The sequence below is a fragment of the Succinivibrio sp. genome (genome assembly GCF_045124615.1).
In the GTDB taxonomy this organism is placed as follows: Bacteria; Pseudomonadota; Gammaproteobacteria; order Enterobacterales; family Succinivibrionaceae; genus Succinivibrio; species Succinivibrio faecicola.
Window position 1 is genome coordinate 1 of sequence record NZ_JBGVMC010000355.1, and the last position, 16,447, is coordinate 16,447.

The 16,447-nt window shown below is 37.3% G+C and carries 14 protein-coding genes; 3 read left to right on the top strand and 11 right to left on the bottom strand.

What is annotated here, in order from left to right:
- The first annotated feature begins 483 nt into the window (after window positions 1–483).
- Complete coding sequence (locus ACJML3_RS09390) at window positions 484–987, top strand: flagellar protein FlaG (protein WP_219936286.1); 504 nt, start codon at window positions 484–486, stop codon at window positions 985–987.
- Window positions 988–1,046: 59 nt separating this feature from the next.
- On the opposite strand, the gene ACJML3_RS09395 is transcribed toward ACJML3_RS09390, so the two are convergent.
- The 3 genes from ACJML3_RS09395 to ACJML3_RS09405 are packed head-to-tail and all read right to left on the bottom strand — an operon-like array spanning window position 1,047 to window position 3,867.
- Window positions 1,047–1,808: an aminotransferase class IV gene (locus ACJML3_RS09395; protein WP_406022658.1), complete on the bottom strand. Its 762-nt coding sequence runs from the start codon at window positions 1,806–1,808 to the stop codon at window positions 1,047–1,049.
- Entirely contained in the window at window positions 1,799–3,274 is a 1,476-nt protein-coding gene (pabB, locus tag ACJML3_RS09400; RefSeq protein WP_406022660.1) for an aminodeoxychorismate synthase component I, read from the bottom strand. The genes ACJML3_RS09395 and pabB overlap by 10 nt, the downstream gene beginning before the upstream one ends.
- On the bottom strand, window positions 3,271–3,867 hold the full coding sequence (locus tag ACJML3_RS09405) for an anthranilate synthase component II (protein ID WP_406022662.1): 597 nt from the start codon (window positions 3,865–3,867) through the stop codon (window positions 3,271–3,273). Before ACJML3_RS09405 ends, pabB begins: the two co-directional genes overlap by 4 nt.
- A gap of 262 nt (window positions 3,868–4,129) precedes the next feature.
- Between ACJML3_RS09405 and fliS the strand changes: the two genes are divergently transcribed.
- A complete protein-coding gene (fliS, locus tag ACJML3_RS09410) occupies window positions 4,130–4,555 on the top strand; it encodes a flagellar export chaperone FliS (RefSeq protein WP_406022664.1) in 426 nt (141 codons plus the stop codon).
- Between the two features lie 157 nt (window positions 4,556–4,712).
- On the opposite strand, the gene pykF is transcribed toward fliS, so the two are convergent.
- From pykF to ACJML3_RS09450, 8 genes are all read right to left on the bottom strand, one after another.
- Window positions 4,713–6,125 (bottom strand): pyruvate kinase PykF, encoded by a 1,413-nt coding sequence (gene pykF / locus ACJML3_RS09415; protein WP_288136043.1) that lies wholly within the window; start codon window positions 6,123–6,125, stop codon window positions 4,713–4,715.
- 164 nt (window positions 6,126–6,289) lie between these two features.
- Complete coding sequence (gene frdD, locus ACJML3_RS09420; protein ID WP_406022667.1) at window positions 6,290–6,667, bottom strand: fumarate reductase subunit FrdD; 378 nt, start codon at window positions 6,665–6,667, stop codon at window positions 6,290–6,292.
- A 12-nt stretch (window positions 6,668–6,679) separates the two neighbouring features.
- Window positions 6,680–7,132, bottom strand: a complete 453-nt coding sequence (locus ACJML3_RS09425) for a fumarate reductase subunit C (protein ID WP_219936272.1) — start codon at window positions 7,130–7,132, stop codon at window positions 6,680–6,682.
- Between the two features lie 2 nt (window positions 7,133–7,134).
- Complete coding sequence (locus ACJML3_RS09430) at window positions 7,135–7,887, bottom strand: succinate dehydrogenase/fumarate reductase iron-sulfur subunit (protein ID WP_406022669.1); 753 nt, start codon at window positions 7,885–7,887, stop codon at window positions 7,135–7,137.
- Window positions 7,887–9,695 carry a fumarate reductase (quinol) flavoprotein subunit gene (frdA, locus tag ACJML3_RS09435; protein WP_219936268.1) on the bottom strand — a complete coding sequence of 603 codons (1,809 nt, stop codon included), beginning with the start codon at window positions 9,693–9,695 and terminating at the stop codon, window positions 7,887–7,889. Before frdA ends, ACJML3_RS09430 begins: the two co-directional genes overlap by 1 nt.
- Window positions 9,696–9,983: 288 nt before the next feature.
- Window positions 9,984–10,889 carry an archaetidylserine decarboxylase gene (gene asd / locus ACJML3_RS09440; RefSeq protein WP_406022671.1) on the bottom strand — a complete coding sequence of 302 codons (906 nt, stop codon included), beginning with the start codon at window positions 10,887–10,889 and terminating at the stop codon, window positions 9,984–9,986.
- 149 nt (window positions 10,890–11,038) lie between these two features.
- Window positions 11,039–12,637 carry a methyl-accepting chemotaxis protein gene (locus ACJML3_RS09445; RefSeq protein ID WP_406022673.1) on the bottom strand — a complete coding sequence of 533 codons (1,599 nt, stop codon included), beginning with the start codon at window positions 12,635–12,637 and terminating at the stop codon, window positions 11,039–11,041.
- 220 nt (window positions 12,638–12,857) lie between these two features.
- Entirely contained in the window at window positions 12,858–14,480 is a 1,623-nt protein-coding gene (locus ACJML3_RS09450) for a methyl-accepting chemotaxis protein (RefSeq protein ID WP_406022675.1), read from the bottom strand.
- Window positions 14,481–14,868: 388 nt separating this feature from the next.
- Between ACJML3_RS09450 and tnpC the strand changes: the two genes are divergently transcribed.
- The gene (gene tnpC / locus ACJML3_RS09455) at window positions 14,869–16,443 is read left to right on the top strand and encodes an IS66 family transposase (protein ID WP_406022677.1); all 1,575 of its coding nucleotides are present in this window, start codon (window positions 14,869–14,871) and stop codon (window positions 16,441–16,443) included.
- Window positions 16,444–16,447: the final 4 nt, after the last annotated feature.

A 16,447-nucleotide genomic window follows, 5' to 3' on the forward strand; every position in this document is an offset into this window, starting at 1 on the left:
ATCCACTTGCTATAATCCTTTAAAATCCTATGCAAGTATTATAGCAAACCGGTCTTACAGCCATTTTCATACACTGAATATCAAGAACTTTGAGACCTTCAAAAGATCGAAAAAGATCGCTAGGAGATCGCTACAGATCGATGGATGAAAAAGATGAAAAAGTTGTCATCTTAAAAATTGCATCGTGCTGTGATCGAGTATGAAGCGAATAGAGCCATATCTGCAAAAAAGCTAAGATAATTAAAAACGTGAACATTATCACACTGATTTTTTAAAGATCAAACAGTTCGCTTAAGGGGCTGTTTTATAATGGTCTAAAATTTTATTTCCGACCATTTACATAAAACTGCAAAAAAAAATAATTTTTTTTGTTTTTTTATTAAAGTTTGCAAATTTTCATCCGATAATTTATATAGCTGAAAAAGTATTATTTCTTTTCAGGAGAGAGAGGATGACTCCTCAGTTACTGAGGGGAGGTGGGCTATGAGCGATATTACTATTACTTATTCAAATGCAGTAGCGTCAGATGTCGGTAAATATATCAGTACACAGAAAGAAAGTTCCTATGCTCAGTCAAAAACAGATAAAACTGTAAATGACACTCAAGAGCTTAAAAAAGAGAATAGAATTTCTACTTTATCTGATAAAAAGACAGAAGACGTAGAAAAAAATAAAGATACTGAACAGGTAGATTCTGAAAAGCAGGTATCAAGGGCTGTTCAGGAAATCAACGAGAAAAGAATCAAGGAGCGAATGGAAGCTCTTAACAGGCAGTATATCGGTTTGAATTTCAGTATTGATAAGGAAACCGAAAGCACTGTTGTAAAGGTTACAGACATGAATACGAAAAAACTCGTAAGACAGATCCCATCTGAAGAGTTTTTGAAAATGTCTGAGCGTTTAGACGATCTCCAGGCAAAGACTGGTCTTAGCCAGGATGATAAAAAGAGTATAGCCAAGGGCATAATCTTTGACGAGAACGCATAACCTGCTATTCTGCTCCTGAATTTTAGCCACTATTCTTTTAGATAGTGGCTTTATTCTTTTTAATCTATGCTTTTAACAATAATTTGTCCCATAAGTGCATTTGTAATGAATATTCTGTCAGCATTATAAAGACAGTCTATTGTGAACAGTCCTTCAACTATCTTAAATCCTGATTTTCTGTAATCTTCAATTACATGAGCGCGCATGATTCCATCAAGGCAACCTGTAGCTAATGATGGAGTATAAAGCGTGTTTTCCTTTATCCAGAATATATTTGATATGCAGCATTCTGTAATAAAACCATCTGTATTCAGTCTAACTGCCTCATTAAAGCCTCTTGATTTTGCAGCATGTAAAGCAAGGATATTTTCTGCATTAGACAGGCATTTTATTCCTGATGTAAGTGCATATGGATTTATCTTATAGTCGCTGATACAAAGTTTATAGCCTATTTCTTTTTGCTCCTTTGTATAAAATCTGTTCTGCCACTCAATAAGACAGATAGTGTCAGGATATGCATCAGCTAAAAGAGAAATTCTGATAGCTCCTCTTAGAACATTTAAATCCTTTAGCAGAGACTCAACGCAGCTCTTTATTGTTTTATAATCAAGATCAGTTTCAAGACCTGTTTTTTGTGCAGCTCTTATGAGTCTTTCATAGTGCTCTAAAAGATATTCGCCTGTTGCAGTTTCATTTTCAGTCTTTATGACCTTTATTGTTTCAAAGACACCAATGCCGTTTTTTAATCCAGCACAATTTACTAATTTTTCACACTCCTCACTATTGAGTTTATTTACTGTTTTATTTTTAATTATGAGCATAATACATCCTTAAATACTCTTGCCTTTAATAAACTTTCTGAATATTCACTGTCAGGATCTGAATCCCATACAATGCCTCCACCAGCGCTGATATATGCTTTTGAATCTGACACAACAACAGTTCTTATGGCGATATTAAACTGCATGTTCTCTGATATATCGATATATCCAATAGAGCCTGTATACAGCTCTCTTGGTGAATGCTCAAGTTTTCTAATATGATTCATTGCAGATAATTTTGGAGCACCTGTAATAGATCCACCAGGAAAGGTTGCCTTTAGAACATCAGCAACAGTTACAAAATCATCTAGTTTGCCTTCAATGTTAGATACAAGATGATAAAGAGTTGGATATTCTTCAATTTCAAATAGAGAGGTTACTTTTACAGATCCTGCCTTGCAGATTTTTCCAAAATCATTTCTCTCAAGATCTACAATCATAAGAAGTTCAGATCGATCCTTTTTGCTGTTGTTTTTAAGCTTATTTACAAGTTTTTCATTTAGTTTTTCATCATCCGTTTTTTTGATTGTTCCTTTTATAGGTCTTGTTTGAATTGTTTTATCTTGAACTTTTATGAATAGCTCTGGTGATGATGACACCACATGGAAGTTGTCGCATTTAAAAAATGAAGCAAAAGGAGATGGATTTATCTTTTTTAGTTTCTTGAACAGATCTATTGGCGACTTTAAATAATCTGTGCTGAATCTTGCTGTATAGTTAATCTGATAAACATCACCTTTAAAGATAGCATTGTGAACCTCATTGAGATCGGCAATATACTGCTCGTACGTCACATCTGATTTAAATGTACTTTTGGCAGATAACTCTTTAGTTTTCTTTTGGGTGATATTTTTATTTTTTTTCTTTTGTATAAAATCCTTTAAACCGCTGATTAATTTCTCTGATAGAGCAGTACAGTTAAAACCAGTAAGATAAATACAGTTATCTTTATGATCTCTAATTATTGAATTTAGGCAGAATCGAAACATCAAAACTGGAAGTCCTATTCTGTTTTTTACATTTGGCAAAGAGATCTTGTTTTTAGGCAGATGGCATTGATAATCATAAGATATCATTCCTATAAAGCCTGAATAAAAAGGAAGAGACCCAGATAAATCTGCACTGAATTGTTGTTTTATAATCTTTATAGAATCAGATATATATTCAAGTGCGTCATCTATTTGTTCTGAGGTCTTTTTTTCATCTTCTCTGCAGGAGATATATGAGCAGTCTTCATTGTATTTTGTATATACAGTTTCAATTGTATTGAATCCAATAATTGAATACTTGTTGGTTTTTGAGACTTCTTTTTCCTGACTATCAAGATAAATTGCATCAGAGTATTCACTTATAAAATACTCTTCAATTTCAGACCATGATATTATTTTGTTTAAATCTAATTTAACTGCTGATATATTGCAGTTATTCTCTGTTATCTGCCTTATTCTTTCATGTAAATTTTTCATATTTGACAATGATCCTTTTTGCAGATTTTATAAAAATTTTCAAGCAAGGATAATCCAAACTCAGTAAGCAAAGCTTCTGGATGAAACTGTATTCCGTAGCAGCGATATTTTTTACTTGAAATTGCCATTACCTCATGATCGTCATTTGATACTGCGCTAATCTTAAAATCAGGTGGCAGTTTATCAACAACTAAAGAGTGATATCTGACTACATCAAATGTTTTGGGAGTTGTGCTGAAGATGTCTGTCTGAATATTTGTTATTGAACTTATCTTTCCATGCATAGGAGATTTTGCTTTTCTGATTGAGCCGCCAAAAGCCTCAGCTATGATCTGATGACCGAGACAAACACCTAGCACAGGAATTGATTCGAATTTGTTTTTTGAAATTTTCTTTACAATATCAATGCAGTTTCCTGCATCTTTAGGCTCACCAGGACCTGGAGATAAGAGAACTCCTGATGGATTAAGGCTGATAACAAAATTTGCATCTATTTCGTCATTGGCACGAATGCAGAATGGAATATTAAGGATTTTTAGATACTGAATAAGATTCCATGTAAATGAATCATAATTATCGATTACAAGAAGCAAGATACCACCACACTTTGATAAACAACATATATATTGGCTCATCACAAATGTGGGGATGTTTTTTAAACTACGCCAACGATGCTAATTATATTTGTAAACATACAGTAGTTGCAACACAAATCAAACATTGATTAGTTAAACTCAAAAGACAGCTTGTCCGATTTGAAAATAATACTTAAAATATTCTAAGATTTGCCGTTAACTAAGTTAGTGATAATAATTATAATTAAAGAATGTGTATTTTTGATTTGCAGGAGATCAAATGTACGGACGTAACCTTAAAGCATATAAAAAGACAAACCTAGAAGCTGAGCTTTCAGTTGCAGATCCTCACCGTATCATTCAGATGATGTATGAAGGTTTTATTGAAAGATTATCTCAGGCAAAAGGTGCAATTGTCAGACATGACTATGAATACAAGGCTGACAGAATCAATAAGGCTATAGGCATTCTTAATGGCCTTCAGTCATCATTAGATAAAAAGCAGAATCCAGAACTTGCTGACAGAATGTTTGCTCTGTATGAATACATGAAGGAGCTATTGAATAAGGCTTCTGTTTCCCTTGATATTGCTCCTATTGATGAGTGCATTAATCTTATTCTGCCAATTAAGCAGGCTTGGGATCAGATCCCACAGGATGTAAAGGATGAAACCAACGCCAAGATACTGAACTCTCCTGATTTATAATCATTCTTCTGACTGTCTTCTGACAGTCACTTCTCAATTCAACACACAATACTGATTATTACTCAAAAAATAAGAGTAGAGCATATCTAAAACTGAATTTATTTTAAGAAAAGAAAAAGGAGCCGAAGCTCCTTTTTAAGAATGGTGAACTATCTTATTAGATAGTGTGAACTGACATTGTGTTTGTTACGCCATCAGGTACTAATGCACCGTTAACCATAACAATCTTATCGCCAGCCTTAGCTAAACCAGCCTCAACAGCGAACTTCTTGCCAAGCTCGAAGAATTCGTCAGTTGACTTTAATGCAGGGATAACCTTAGGTACAACACCACGAGTTACACATAACTGACGAGCAGCCTTCATGTTTGGTGTTAATGCTAAGATAGTTGCATTTGGATTGAACTTACGGATAGCACGTGCTGAGTGACCGTGGTTGGTTGCAACAACGATAACTGGTGCATCTAAGCTCTCTGCGGCCTTAACAGCAGCTAAGCAAGCTGAATCAGTTACAGTGTGCTTTGACTCTACACGACGTAAAACCTTGTTCTCTAAGCAGTAAGCATCAGTACGCTCACAGATGGTGTTCATTGTAGAAACAGCCTCACGTGGGTATTTACCCTTAGCTGACTCACCTGATAACATAACTGCATCAGTACCGTCTAAGATAGCGTTGGTTACGTCACCAGCCTCTGCACGGGTAGGACGTGGGTTCTTGATCATAGAATCAAGCATCTGGGTAGCAGTGATAACTGGCTTACCAACTTCGTTACAACGCTTGATGATATGCTTCTGAGCGAAGATAACTTCCTGAGCTGGGATTTCAACACCCATGTCACCACGTGCAACCATGATACCGTCAGCAGTAGCAAGAATGTCTTCGAAGTTGTCTAAACCTTCCTGGTTTTCGATCTTACAGATGATCTTGATGTCGTTACCGCCGTTAGCGTCTAAGAAGTTGCGGATATCAAGAACGTCTTCTTTTGTTCTTGTGAAAGAAGCTGCGATGAAATCTACGCCACGCTTGATACCGAATAATAAGTCGCCCTTATCCTTCTCTGATAAGAATGGCATTGAAATGTGAGTGCATGGTAAGTTAACACCCTTGTGCTCACCTAGGTCGCCGTTGTTCTGAACTTCACAAACAACGTCAGTACCTGAAATCTCGATAACCTTTAAGCCGATTAAACCGTCGTCTAATAGAACAGTTGAGCCAACCTTTAAGTCTTTTGCTAAGTCTGGGTAGGTAACGCCAACTTTTGACTTGTTACCAACGAATGATGCATCAGCGCATAAAGTGATTACATCGCCAGTCTTTAAAGAAACATCTTCACCATTTTCTAGATCGCATGTTCTGATTTCTGGACCCTTGGTATCTAAAAGAACAGCAAAGATCTTGCCAGTCTTTTCCATGATATCGTTGATATTGGTAATACGACCACCGTGCTCTTCGAAGTCACCGTGAGAGAAGTTTAAACGCATTACGTTCATACCAGTAGATAATAGGGTTTCCATTATTTCGCGCTTCTCGGATTTAGGACCGATAGTGCAGACCATTTTAGTCTTTTTCATAATAATACTCTCCAGAGGGAGTTAAGGTTGATGAATAGTTGTTTAAAAATCACGGCAAATTATATCAGAAAAATTTTGTGATTTATGTTAATTTTTGATTAATGTTATCAAAAATAATCGGGGGATAAAATCCCCCGATATTTCAAGTATTTAAATACCTTAAATTAGAAGTATTTAACGTACATTAAAAGCTGTAAACCTAATGATACGAATGATACTGCAGCTGCAAGACCATAAGCGATGTACCAGGTAAGTTTTGAATGAATACCAAAGTCATGGCTAGAATGGTGCATTCTGTGCAGAGCATAGAATGATAACAGGAATACAACACCAAAAACGATCAGGCTTAATAGCCAGTTAGAGAAGATGTTGTGAACCTGGTTTAGGTTTAAAACGCCGCTGTTTAAATCATCTGAGGTATAACCTGCAGCGATTAAAACAACCATGATTGCTGGTAATACCATTGATGCAACCATACCGCCTGCACCAAATAATAACCAGTACATTGGCTCATCTGAACGGGTTGGTAAGAACTGACGCATTGTAAATTCTCCTTATTTGGTTAAGTAAGCAACAGCTAGGATTACAACGGTAGCACCAATTAAGCCTGCATATAATGCAGCCTTAGTAACCCACTCTGGTAATAACTCGGTTGAGTTTTTGTTCATGAATACACGAACAGCTTTTGGCATAAGAGCGAACCAAGTTACAGCATGGAATAGCTGTGAAACAAGAATTACAACATTTAAACCCATAACTACTGGATTACCCAGGAAGTCCTGTAAGTACCAGATGTATGGTGAAATGCCGGTTAATGTAGCAGCCTGTGAGTACTCACATAATGCTAATGAGAAGATACCAAGTACGATCTCAAGAACAGCGAATAATGCTAATACAGCAGTAGCTTCACGAACCATATAGAATACATAGAATGGATTCTCAAGCCACCAGGTAGCTTTCTTTACTGGTGGGTTGTATGGCTTACGATATGATTTAACTTCGCTCATTATTAATGCTCCGGTTTGATCATGTTAAATACGTAATCAGTAGCACTCATCTTCTTACCTAACTGAATAGCTGAAGAAGGATCTACGTGTTTTGGACATACTTCTGAGCAGTAGCCAACGAAAGTACAGCTCCAAGCACCTTCCTCTGAATTTAGGAAAGGAGCTCTTAACTTAGCACCAGCGTCACGGTTATCAACATTGTAACGATATAATAATGTTAACGCTGCAGGGCCGATGAACTTAGGATTTAGCTTGTACTGAGGACATGCTGCATAACAGCAACCACAGTTGATACACTGAGCGAACTGTAAGTAAGCTTCCATCTGCATAGGAGTCTGCTTGAAGTTCTTGTTTAATGGCATGTTAGCATTCTTAGCATCAGGAATGATGTAAGGCTTGATGCGCTCAATCTTTTCAATCAGATCGCTTAAGTCAACAACAAGATCACGCTCGATTGGGAAGTTTGCTAATGGCTCAATCTTCATTGACTTGCCTTCGTAGTCACGTAAGAAGGTCTTACATGCTAAGTGAGGAACACCATTAACCATCATACCACATGAACCGCAGACAGCCATACGGCATGACCAACGGAAAGATAGGCTTGGCTCAAAGTTGTCTTTGATGTAGAAAAGAGCCTCTAATACAGAGGTGTCCTTGTGATAAGGAACATCAAAGGTCTGTTCCCAAGGCTCTTTGTCCTGCTCTGGGCGATAGCGACGAACAGTAACTTTCATAGTCTTCTGAGTTGCTTCCATTATTTAGCCTCCTTTGCCTTTCTTGCAGCTTCAGCAGCTTCTGCTTCAGCACCGTATACACGCTTAGCAGGCTGGAAGGTTGTGATCTTAACATCGCTGTACTTAATTTCTGGTTCATCTGCACCAGCAACTTTGAAAGCTAGTGAGTGCTTTAAGAAGTTTTCGTCATCACGCTGTCTGTATGCACCGTTAGGGCCATCTAAACGCTGGTGTGAACCACGTGATTCCTTACGGTTGATTGCTGAGTGAACCATACACTGAGCAACGTCTAGGGTGTAACCTAACTCGATTAAGTTCATCCATTCAGTATTGAATACACGACCTCTGTCGGTTAAGCCAACGTTCTTAACGCGCTTCTGTAATTCCTTTAAGGTGTCAATGGTCTTCTGCATTGATTCTTCTTCACGATAGATACCAACGCCTTCTTCCATTGTCTGACCCATTTCATGACGGATCTTAGATAATGACTCAGTGCCCTTAACATCGAATAATGAAAGTGCACGTGCCTGAGCTGCCTCAGCCTGACGATCTAGCTCTGCTGAATCGTGATCCTTAATCTGGTGTGCTCTTTCTGCCATAGCGTCACCACCGATCTTACCGAATACGATGGTCTCAACTAATGAGTTAGAACCTAAACGGTTTGCACCGTGGATACCTACTGAAGCACACTCACCACCAGCATATAGACCTGGCATACGAGTCTGGGTATTGCCGTCAGTCTCAATACCACCCATTGTATAGTGAACAACAGGACGTACTGGAACTGGCTGCTTAACAGGATCAACACCTGAGTAAGTCTGAGCTAATTCGCAGATTAATGGTAGACGCTCATGTAAGTACTTTTCACCTAAGTGAGTTAAGTCTAAGTGAACAGCCTCTCCTAATGGGTACTTAATGGTACGACCCTTCTTTGATTCGTTCCAGAAAGCCTGTGACAGACGATCACGTGGACCTAATTCCATGTACTTGTTCTTTGGCTGGCCAACTGGAGTCTCAGGGCCTAAACCGTAATCCTGTAAGTAACGGTAGCCGTCCTTGTTATAAAGAACACCACCCTCACCACGACAACCTTCTGTCATTAACAGACCGCAACCTAATAAGCCGGTAGGGTGATACTGAACGAATTCCATATCACGTAAAGGTACGCCATGACGATAAGCTAATGCCATACCGTCACCGGTAACGATACCACCGTTGGTATTGAACAGATAGCAACGACCTGCACCACCAGTAGCTAAGAATACTGCCTTAGCATTGATCTGACGGAATACACCGTTCTGAAGATCATAGCAAACAACACCGCGGCACTCGCCATCTTCAACTAGAAGATCTAAAACGAAGTGCTCATCAAAGCGCTGAATTGAAGGGAATTTTACTGATGTCTGGTATAGAGTATGTAACATGTGGAAACCAGACTTATCAGCTGCGAACCAGGTGCGAGGAACCTTCATACCACCGAAACGACGAACGTTAACATTGCCATCTGGCTTGCGGCTCCAAGGACAGCCCCAGTGCTCTAACTGATATAATTCTTCTGGAGCCTGACGAACGAAACGTTCTACAACGTCCTGTTCACAAAGCCAGTCACCACCAGCAACTGTATCTTCAAAGTGCTTCTGATAAGAATCATCATCTCTTACTACACCTGCAGCACCACCTTCGGCAGCAACAGTGTGTGAACGCATTGGATATACTTTTGAAATGAGTGCAACACGAAGTTTTGGATCGGCCTGTGCTACAGCAATAGCTGCACGAAGACCAGTACCACCAGCACCCACGATCGCAACATCAGCTTGATATTTTTCCACGTGAATCTCCTAATAACCAAAAAAATTATGTGCATTATGCACAGTATCTTTGGATAGCAAGCAAAAAATCACGTTAATTATAGCTGAAAATAAATTTCTTTTTAAGAATTTTAAATGTCAGTTTTTATTAACATGTTGAAAAATAATAAAAAAATAAATCTAGTATTTTAGAATTAAGTTTTTTTTACTAGATTTGTGCATAAAATCACGCATTGAAGGGGCAGTTTTTTATTTTTGAATACAAAAAAGGTCACAATAAATGTGACCTTATTTCGTCAGTAGAGCTGTCTAGTTATTCATATCATCAGTATCAGAGTGCTTGATGTTATCTTTTGAGCTTTCAGCTGCATCTTCCATAATCAGAGAGCGCCCCATCTTTACTGCAAGACCTGGTTCGATATCCAGTGGAAGAACACCTCCGTCCTTTTCCCAAAGAACAATAACAGTAGAGCCGTACTTGAAGTAGCCGATTTCATCTCCTTTCTTATAACGAAGATTCTCTTTTGAGTAATCCTTAACTTCAATACCCTTCCTTCTTACTACAGTACCATCCCAGGTTGTAGAGATACTTCCAACAAGAGCTGCGCCTACCATGACTACAGCTATATGGCCTATTTGAGTCTGGAAGATACATACAAGTCTTTCGTTTCTTGTATAAAGATTTTTGGTATTTGAAATATTTCTTGTACCAACAGGGAAGAGCTCTCCTGGAACATGTATTGTCTTAACTAGTGTGCCATCAATTGGCATATGAATTCTGTGATAATTAGAAGGTGACAGATAGATACAGGCAAAGTTTCCATCTTCAAAGAAATTACTGTCAGCTTTGTCACCACCAACAAGAGCTTTAAGAGAATAATCAAGACCTTTTGCCTGAATTAAAAGACCGTTTTTTATAGCGCCAGCCTGGCCTATTGTTCCATCAACAGGTGAAACTGCCAAAGCTTCAGTATCAATAGGTCTTTCACCTTCTGATAGTTTTCTAATAAAGAATTCATTGAATGTTTTGTATGAAAGAATATCCTTGTTTGCGATCTCTTCCATATTAATATTGAAGGTCTTAATGAAATTTCTGATTAAAAACTGTGTGAATTTTCCCATAGGAACATCTGTCAGCTTTGCTGATAAAGATGTCAGTGTAGTAAAAGGGGTAATAAACTGGACAACTTTTAAAAGAGCAGTTGTAAATGTCATATATATACCTTTATTTTGTTAACTAACTGCATTCTAACAGTCGATTTTATATCTTTCAAGAAAACACAACATATTTGTCTTCTTCAATAGTTGAATAAAAAGCCTTCAAAGTTTAATCCTTTGAAGGCAAAATTAAGAGAAATCTTATCTTAAATCACGAACTTATTAACAATATCGGTAAGAACTGCTACATTCTGATTTGTGTTTTCTACGCTTTCATTGATTGAAGCATTACCATATGCAAGATTTTTTGAACCGTCAGTGATGTTTTTCATATTTGATGAAATTTCAGCTGTTGCGGTTGTCTGTTGTTCTGCTGCTGCTGAAATCTGCAAAATCTGGGTATTTACTTCATTAACTCTCTGTGTAATTTCATGAAGGATATTATGAAGTTCCGATGCCTCAGATGAAATTGTATCCATTGTTTTTGAGGATTCCTGCATAGCTTCATCAGCATTTCTTGCATCGTTTTGAATCTGAGATACCATGCTGGTAATCTCTGAAGTTGACTTGGATGTTCTTGAAGCTAATGCTCTTACCTCATCTGCTACAACAGCAAATCCCTTTCCAGCCTCGCCAGCTCTTGCAGCCTCAATTGCAGCATTTAGAGCAAGAAGATTTGTCTGTGATGCAATATCATCAATTGTCTGAACAATTGTTCCAATTTTCTCAGCCTGAGTTGCAAGCTCTTTAACAAGTCTAGCGTCGTCTTTTGATTTTTCAATCTGATCGTTTAAAAGATTAATTGTTTGTTCAACTCGCATTATGCCGTTTTCAGTGCACTCAGATGATTCATTAGCACTTTGAGATGCATGTTCACAGTTATTTGCAATATCAGCTGTAGTTGAAACCATTTCCTCTGAAGCTGCAGCAACAGTAATAGAGTGAGATTCGTTATCATGGGCAACATTACTCATGTTCTGCGTTTCATGGTAAATTTTGTTCATGGTATCGTGAATATTGTTTGTGATGCCGTGAATCTTTGAAATGCTTGCATGCCATGAGCTTCTCATATTTTCAAATGCTACAAGAAGAGGTCTGAACTCATCCTTTCGTCTGAATGATATTTCTTCATCTAACTGACAATTTTCAAGCTTTTCTGCAATTTTTATTACCTTGTTTATGCTGCTAACAATTAGTTTTGGCATTGAGAAAACAATGAAGATTGCAATACCTATTTCAAGTAGAGTAACAATCGTTGCTGTGATAAGAGGTGCATTTGAGATAAGTCCTTCTACAGAGGCTTTTGCTGCATTAATCTGATAACCGTTAACCTTAACAATATTTTTCTGGATGATTACAAACTGAGGCAACATTTTATTGTTATATACATAAGCAACTTTTTTAGGATCCTTAATGTTTGGAATAACCTCGTTATTTAAGAATGATAAAAATTTCTTTGAAGCCTGTTTTACCGCACCGATTTCAGTTGGATATCTTGTCATCTGCAGTTTTTCTTGAGCCGCATTCATTTTGGGTGCGAACTGAGAAATCATTTGTAGCTGAGCATCAACATTGTTGTTATCAATAATCTTTTCAACCGCTTCAACAATTTCAAAAGCATAGTCTGCAGTAGCTCTTGTTCTTCCATATCGTTCTTGAAGAGTGGTATGTACAAATCCTACTACACTCTTTACAGATAGCATATTTGAAATACATGTCCATGCAAGGACTAATGAAACAAAAATAAGAAGTGAATAGCTTAATATTAGTTTCTTTTTTATAGATATATTTTCAAGAAAGTTCATAGTGCTGTCCGATGTTATAGTTTGAATTTTTATTATTAGACGGCAAGTTCCATCTTTCTTAATCATATATACGTGAAAGGATAAAAAAGGTATATAAAACCGATAATTTTGAAACTCTTCACGCTTTTGAAGTGAAATAAATCTAGTACATATACATATATCACAGAAAAAAGACCTTAACAGAACGTTAAGGCCTCAAAAGGAATGTACAAATTTTGAATTAGAGCTTAAATGTATTGACCATAACAATAAGTTTTGCAAGCTGATCGTTTGAGTCTTGCATTTCTTTATTGACTGAATCAATAGAATCGGTAAGAACCTTTGAGTCATCCGTAATATTCTTCATATTTGAAGAGATTTCAGATGTTGCTACTGTCTGTTCTTCAGCAGCAGTAGCAATCTGAGAGATCTGAGATGAAACTGTGCTTACTGTATCGTTGATTTCGTTCAGAATTGTGTCGATGCCATTAGCTTCGTTAGCAAGAGAATCCATGCTGTTTACTGATAACTGCATAGCATCATCTGCAGCACGGGCATCAGTCTGAATCTGTGTAACCATCTTTGTGATTTCCTGCGTAGATGAAGATGTTCTTGATGCAAGTGCACGAACTTCATCTGCTACCACAGCAAATCCCTTACCAGCTTCACCAGCTCTTGCAGCCTCAATTGCAGCATTTAAAGCAAGAAGGTTTGTCTGAGAGGCAATATCGTCAATGGTTTGAACGATAGTACCGATCTTAACAGCTTGATCTGCAAGTTTCTGAACAAGTTTTGCATCTTCTTTTGTCTTTTCGATCTGGCTTGTTAGTTTGTCGATAATATCGTGAACCTCATGAGTACCTCTTGTAGTTGAATTTGAGGACTCTTCAGCTGTTGCTGATGCCTGTTCACAGTTCTTTGCAATATCAGCTGTAGTTGAAACCATCTGCTCTGATGCTGCAGCAACAGTTACAGCCCTTGACTGATTATCATATGCAGTCGTATTAACTTTTTCAGCTGACTGCCCGATACCTTCAAATGCAGCACTGACAGTATTAGTAATTTCAATAATATCGCCGATATTCTTACGCCATGACTGACGCATTTGTTCCAGAGCTTCAACTAGATGCTTGAATTCATCATGTCGTTTTACGAAGATTTCTCTTGTCAGATCGCCTTTTGCCAGCTCCAGTGCATGCTTTGATATGCCTTTTAACTGGCCTACGATAACATTTGGAATGTATGCTGATAAGAATGTAGCAATAACTATTTCGATGACTGTGAAGACAAGAAGAACAAATTTTGTAGAACTTGATGTTAAAGTGGACATTTTAGATTTTGTTTCTCTAATCTGATATCCGTTTACGATAGTGATATTATCTGTAACGGCAAAAAAGCTTTTTGCCATGTCAACATAAACAAGATCAACTAACTTGTGCTGCTTTTCTGAAGAATCAGAATTTAATAATGGCAGGAATTTTGTATTGACTAATGAAATATATTCTTTTGCATTCTCCTTTACAGCACCAATTTCTTTTGGATATCTTGTCATCTGAAGAGCATCAGTAGCTTCCTTAAGCTCTGTTTCTGCTGCTGTAATTTTTGCAATATTTGCGTCATTTGCATCAGCTGGATTTGCTGCAATTTCTTTTAAAACAGTCTGAAGTTTTGTAATGGCATCTGCTGAGCACCTTGTTCTTTCATATCTTTGATTTAAAAATTCAATATAACCTTCTGCTTTAATTTTTGATTGTGACAGTGAACATAATGACCAACCAACCAGTGTAAGTGTAGTCATAATGATTAGAATGAAACCGATGGCAATCTTCTGCCTTATTGAAAGAGACCTGAGAAGTGCATGCATAGTAATTCCTTATGTTTGTTTGATTAAGTTTTTTTGTAACTACTCAGAACTAATGGATTCTGAGTAATATTACGAGCATTTTCGCTGCCTTTCACAGTCAGTGAGTTCTTTAGAAAATTACATTGTGAGCAAACTCACAATCTTCTTTAAAAATTCTTTTTTCTTTTCTTAGTGAAAGAGGGCCTTAAACGCTAATATACGGCGATTTTAGAGGGGATGTTTTTGAGGCTTTTGTTTTGTCATTTTTGTTGTTCATCGATCTGTGGTGATCTTTTAAGATCGATACAGATCATTTTGAGAGGCATCATCAAGTTGAAATTGAACTAACTCCTTTGCTATAAAACGCTATTGGTATAATAGCAACAGTAGAAAAGAGAAAGGTGAATCAATGGATTTCAACGAGTTAAAAGAAAATGCTGAGCAGATTTGCAAGGAGCTAAAAGATAAAGCTCCAGCAGATTTATCTGCACTTGCGCTCTCGTTGTCAGCCATAATAAAAATGATGATAACCATGGTCTCTGGACTTATGGAACAAAATGAAAAGCAAGCTACTACCAATTCAAACTTACTGGGAACAATAAAAGACTTGCAAGAAACCATAAAAGAGCTACAGCGAAAGCTGAATATGGATTCTCACAACAGCTCAAAACCACCATCAAGTGATGGCTATAAGAAAGCAAAGAAAGACAGAAGCTTAAGAGAGAAGACTGGTAGAAAGACTGGAGGACAGAAAGGTCATAAAGGTGTGAATATGAAGCTTCCTCATGAACCAGATGAGGTAAAGATTCATTTACCAGAAAAATGTAAAACCTGTCCTTATCTTTCCTCATGCACAGCAAATGGACATGTATTTGAGTGTACAGAAAAGAGATACGTAGTAGAAGCTGTAATAAAAACAAATGTTATTGAGCATCAGATTGTAAAAGCATTAGACTGCCCATGTGGAGAGGTAAAGCTTAAGGGTGAATTTCCTGAGAATGTGAAGGGCTATATTCAGTATGGAGATAGCTTTACTGCAATATCAGGACTTTTAAGTACCTTTGGGGCAGTAAGTATAGAAAGAATTCAGACCTTAATAGACGGAATGTTCAATGTAAGTCTATCAGAAGGAACAATCTGCTCAATGATTAAAAAATGTGCTCTTAAGGTAAAGCCTGTAGTGCAGAAAATCAGAGAGTGTTTAATAGACTCTGATGTGGTCAATTTCGATGAAACAGGAGTTAGAGTTGAAGGCTCTACTCAATGGGTACATAACTCATCAAATGAAAAATACACGTACCTTACTGTAAATCAAAAAAGAGGCAAAATAGGTATAGAAGATAATGGTGTGATAACCAAATTCAAAGGCACCGCTGTTCATGACTGTTGGGGCTCATATTGGAAGTTTGACAATGTCAGCCATGCTGTATGCTGTGTTCATCTGTTAAGAGAGTTAATTTCCATAAGTGAGAATAATCCATCTCATATATGGTCAAACAGACTGAAAAACCTGCTTTTGACTATGAAATCAGCTAAAGAAAATGCGATAGAACAGGATAAGTCAGGTTTAAATGAATCTCAAATTATCGCTTTAGAGCGAGAATATGATGAGATAATGGCTTATGCCAATATGGAGTGTCCTCCACCGGATAATACAGAGCCAAAAAAACGAGGGAAACGAAAGAAAGGTAAAGAGCGTTCACTGATTGAGAGACTGATTAAACTCAAGGCATCGGTGTGTCTGTTTATCCATAACTTTGCAGTGCCATTTGATAATAATCAGGCTGAAAGAGATATTCGCAATGTAAAAACTAAATCAAAGGTTTCAGGATGTTTTCGTTCTGTAAAAGGTGCTCAGAACTACCTGACGATTACATCCTTTCTCAGCACAGCAAGAAAACAAGGTATAGATGCATTTGTTGCTCTGACCTCTGCTTTTAATGGTAAGGCTGAGAAGATTATTTTAGGGGTAGGTTCTGAGTAGTTAC

Bases quoted from the DNA above. Each gene is read 5' to 3' on its own strand.
- ACJML3_RS09390 (WP_219936286.1), top strand. From the start codon at position 484: ATGAGCGATATTACTATTACTTATTCAAATGCAGTAGCGTCAGATGTC.
- ACJML3_RS09395 (WP_406022658.1), bottom strand. From the start codon at position 1,808: ATGCTCATAATTAAAAATAAAACAGTAAATAAACTCAATAGTGAGGAG.
- pabB (WP_406022660.1), bottom strand. From the start codon at position 3,274: ATGAAAAATTTACATGAAAGAATAAGGCAGATAACAGAGAATAACTGC.
- fliS (WP_406022664.1), top strand. From the start codon at position 4,130: ATGTACGGACGTAACCTTAAAGCATATAAAAAGACAAACCTAGAAGCT.
- pykF (WP_288136043.1), bottom strand. From the start codon at position 6,125: ATGAAAAAGACTAAAATGGTCTGCACTATCGGTCCTAAATCCGAGAAG.
- frdD (WP_406022667.1), bottom strand. From the start codon at position 6,667: ATGCGTCAGTTCTTACCAACCCGTTCAGATGAGCCAATGTACTGGTTA.
- ACJML3_RS09425 (WP_219936272.1), bottom strand. From the start codon at position 7,132: ATGAGCGAAGTTAAATCATATCGTAAGCCATACAACCCACCAGTAAAG.
- ACJML3_RS09430 (WP_406022669.1), bottom strand. From the start codon at position 7,887: ATGGAAGCAACTCAGAAGACTATGAAAGTTACTGTTCGTCGCTATCGC.
- asd (WP_406022671.1), bottom strand. From the start codon at position 10,889: ATGACATTTACAACTGCTCTTTTAAAAGTTGTCCAGTTTATTACCCCT.
- ACJML3_RS09445 (WP_406022673.1), bottom strand. From the start codon at position 12,637: ATGAACTTTCTTGAAAATATATCTATAAAAAAGAAACTAATATTAAGC.
- ACJML3_RS09450 (WP_406022675.1), bottom strand. From the start codon at position 14,480: ATGCATGCACTTCTCAGGTCTCTTTCAATAAGGCAGAAGATTGCCATC.
- tnpC (WP_406022677.1), top strand. From the start codon at position 14,869: ATGGATTTCAACGAGTTAAAAGAAAATGCTGAGCAGATTTGCAAGGAG.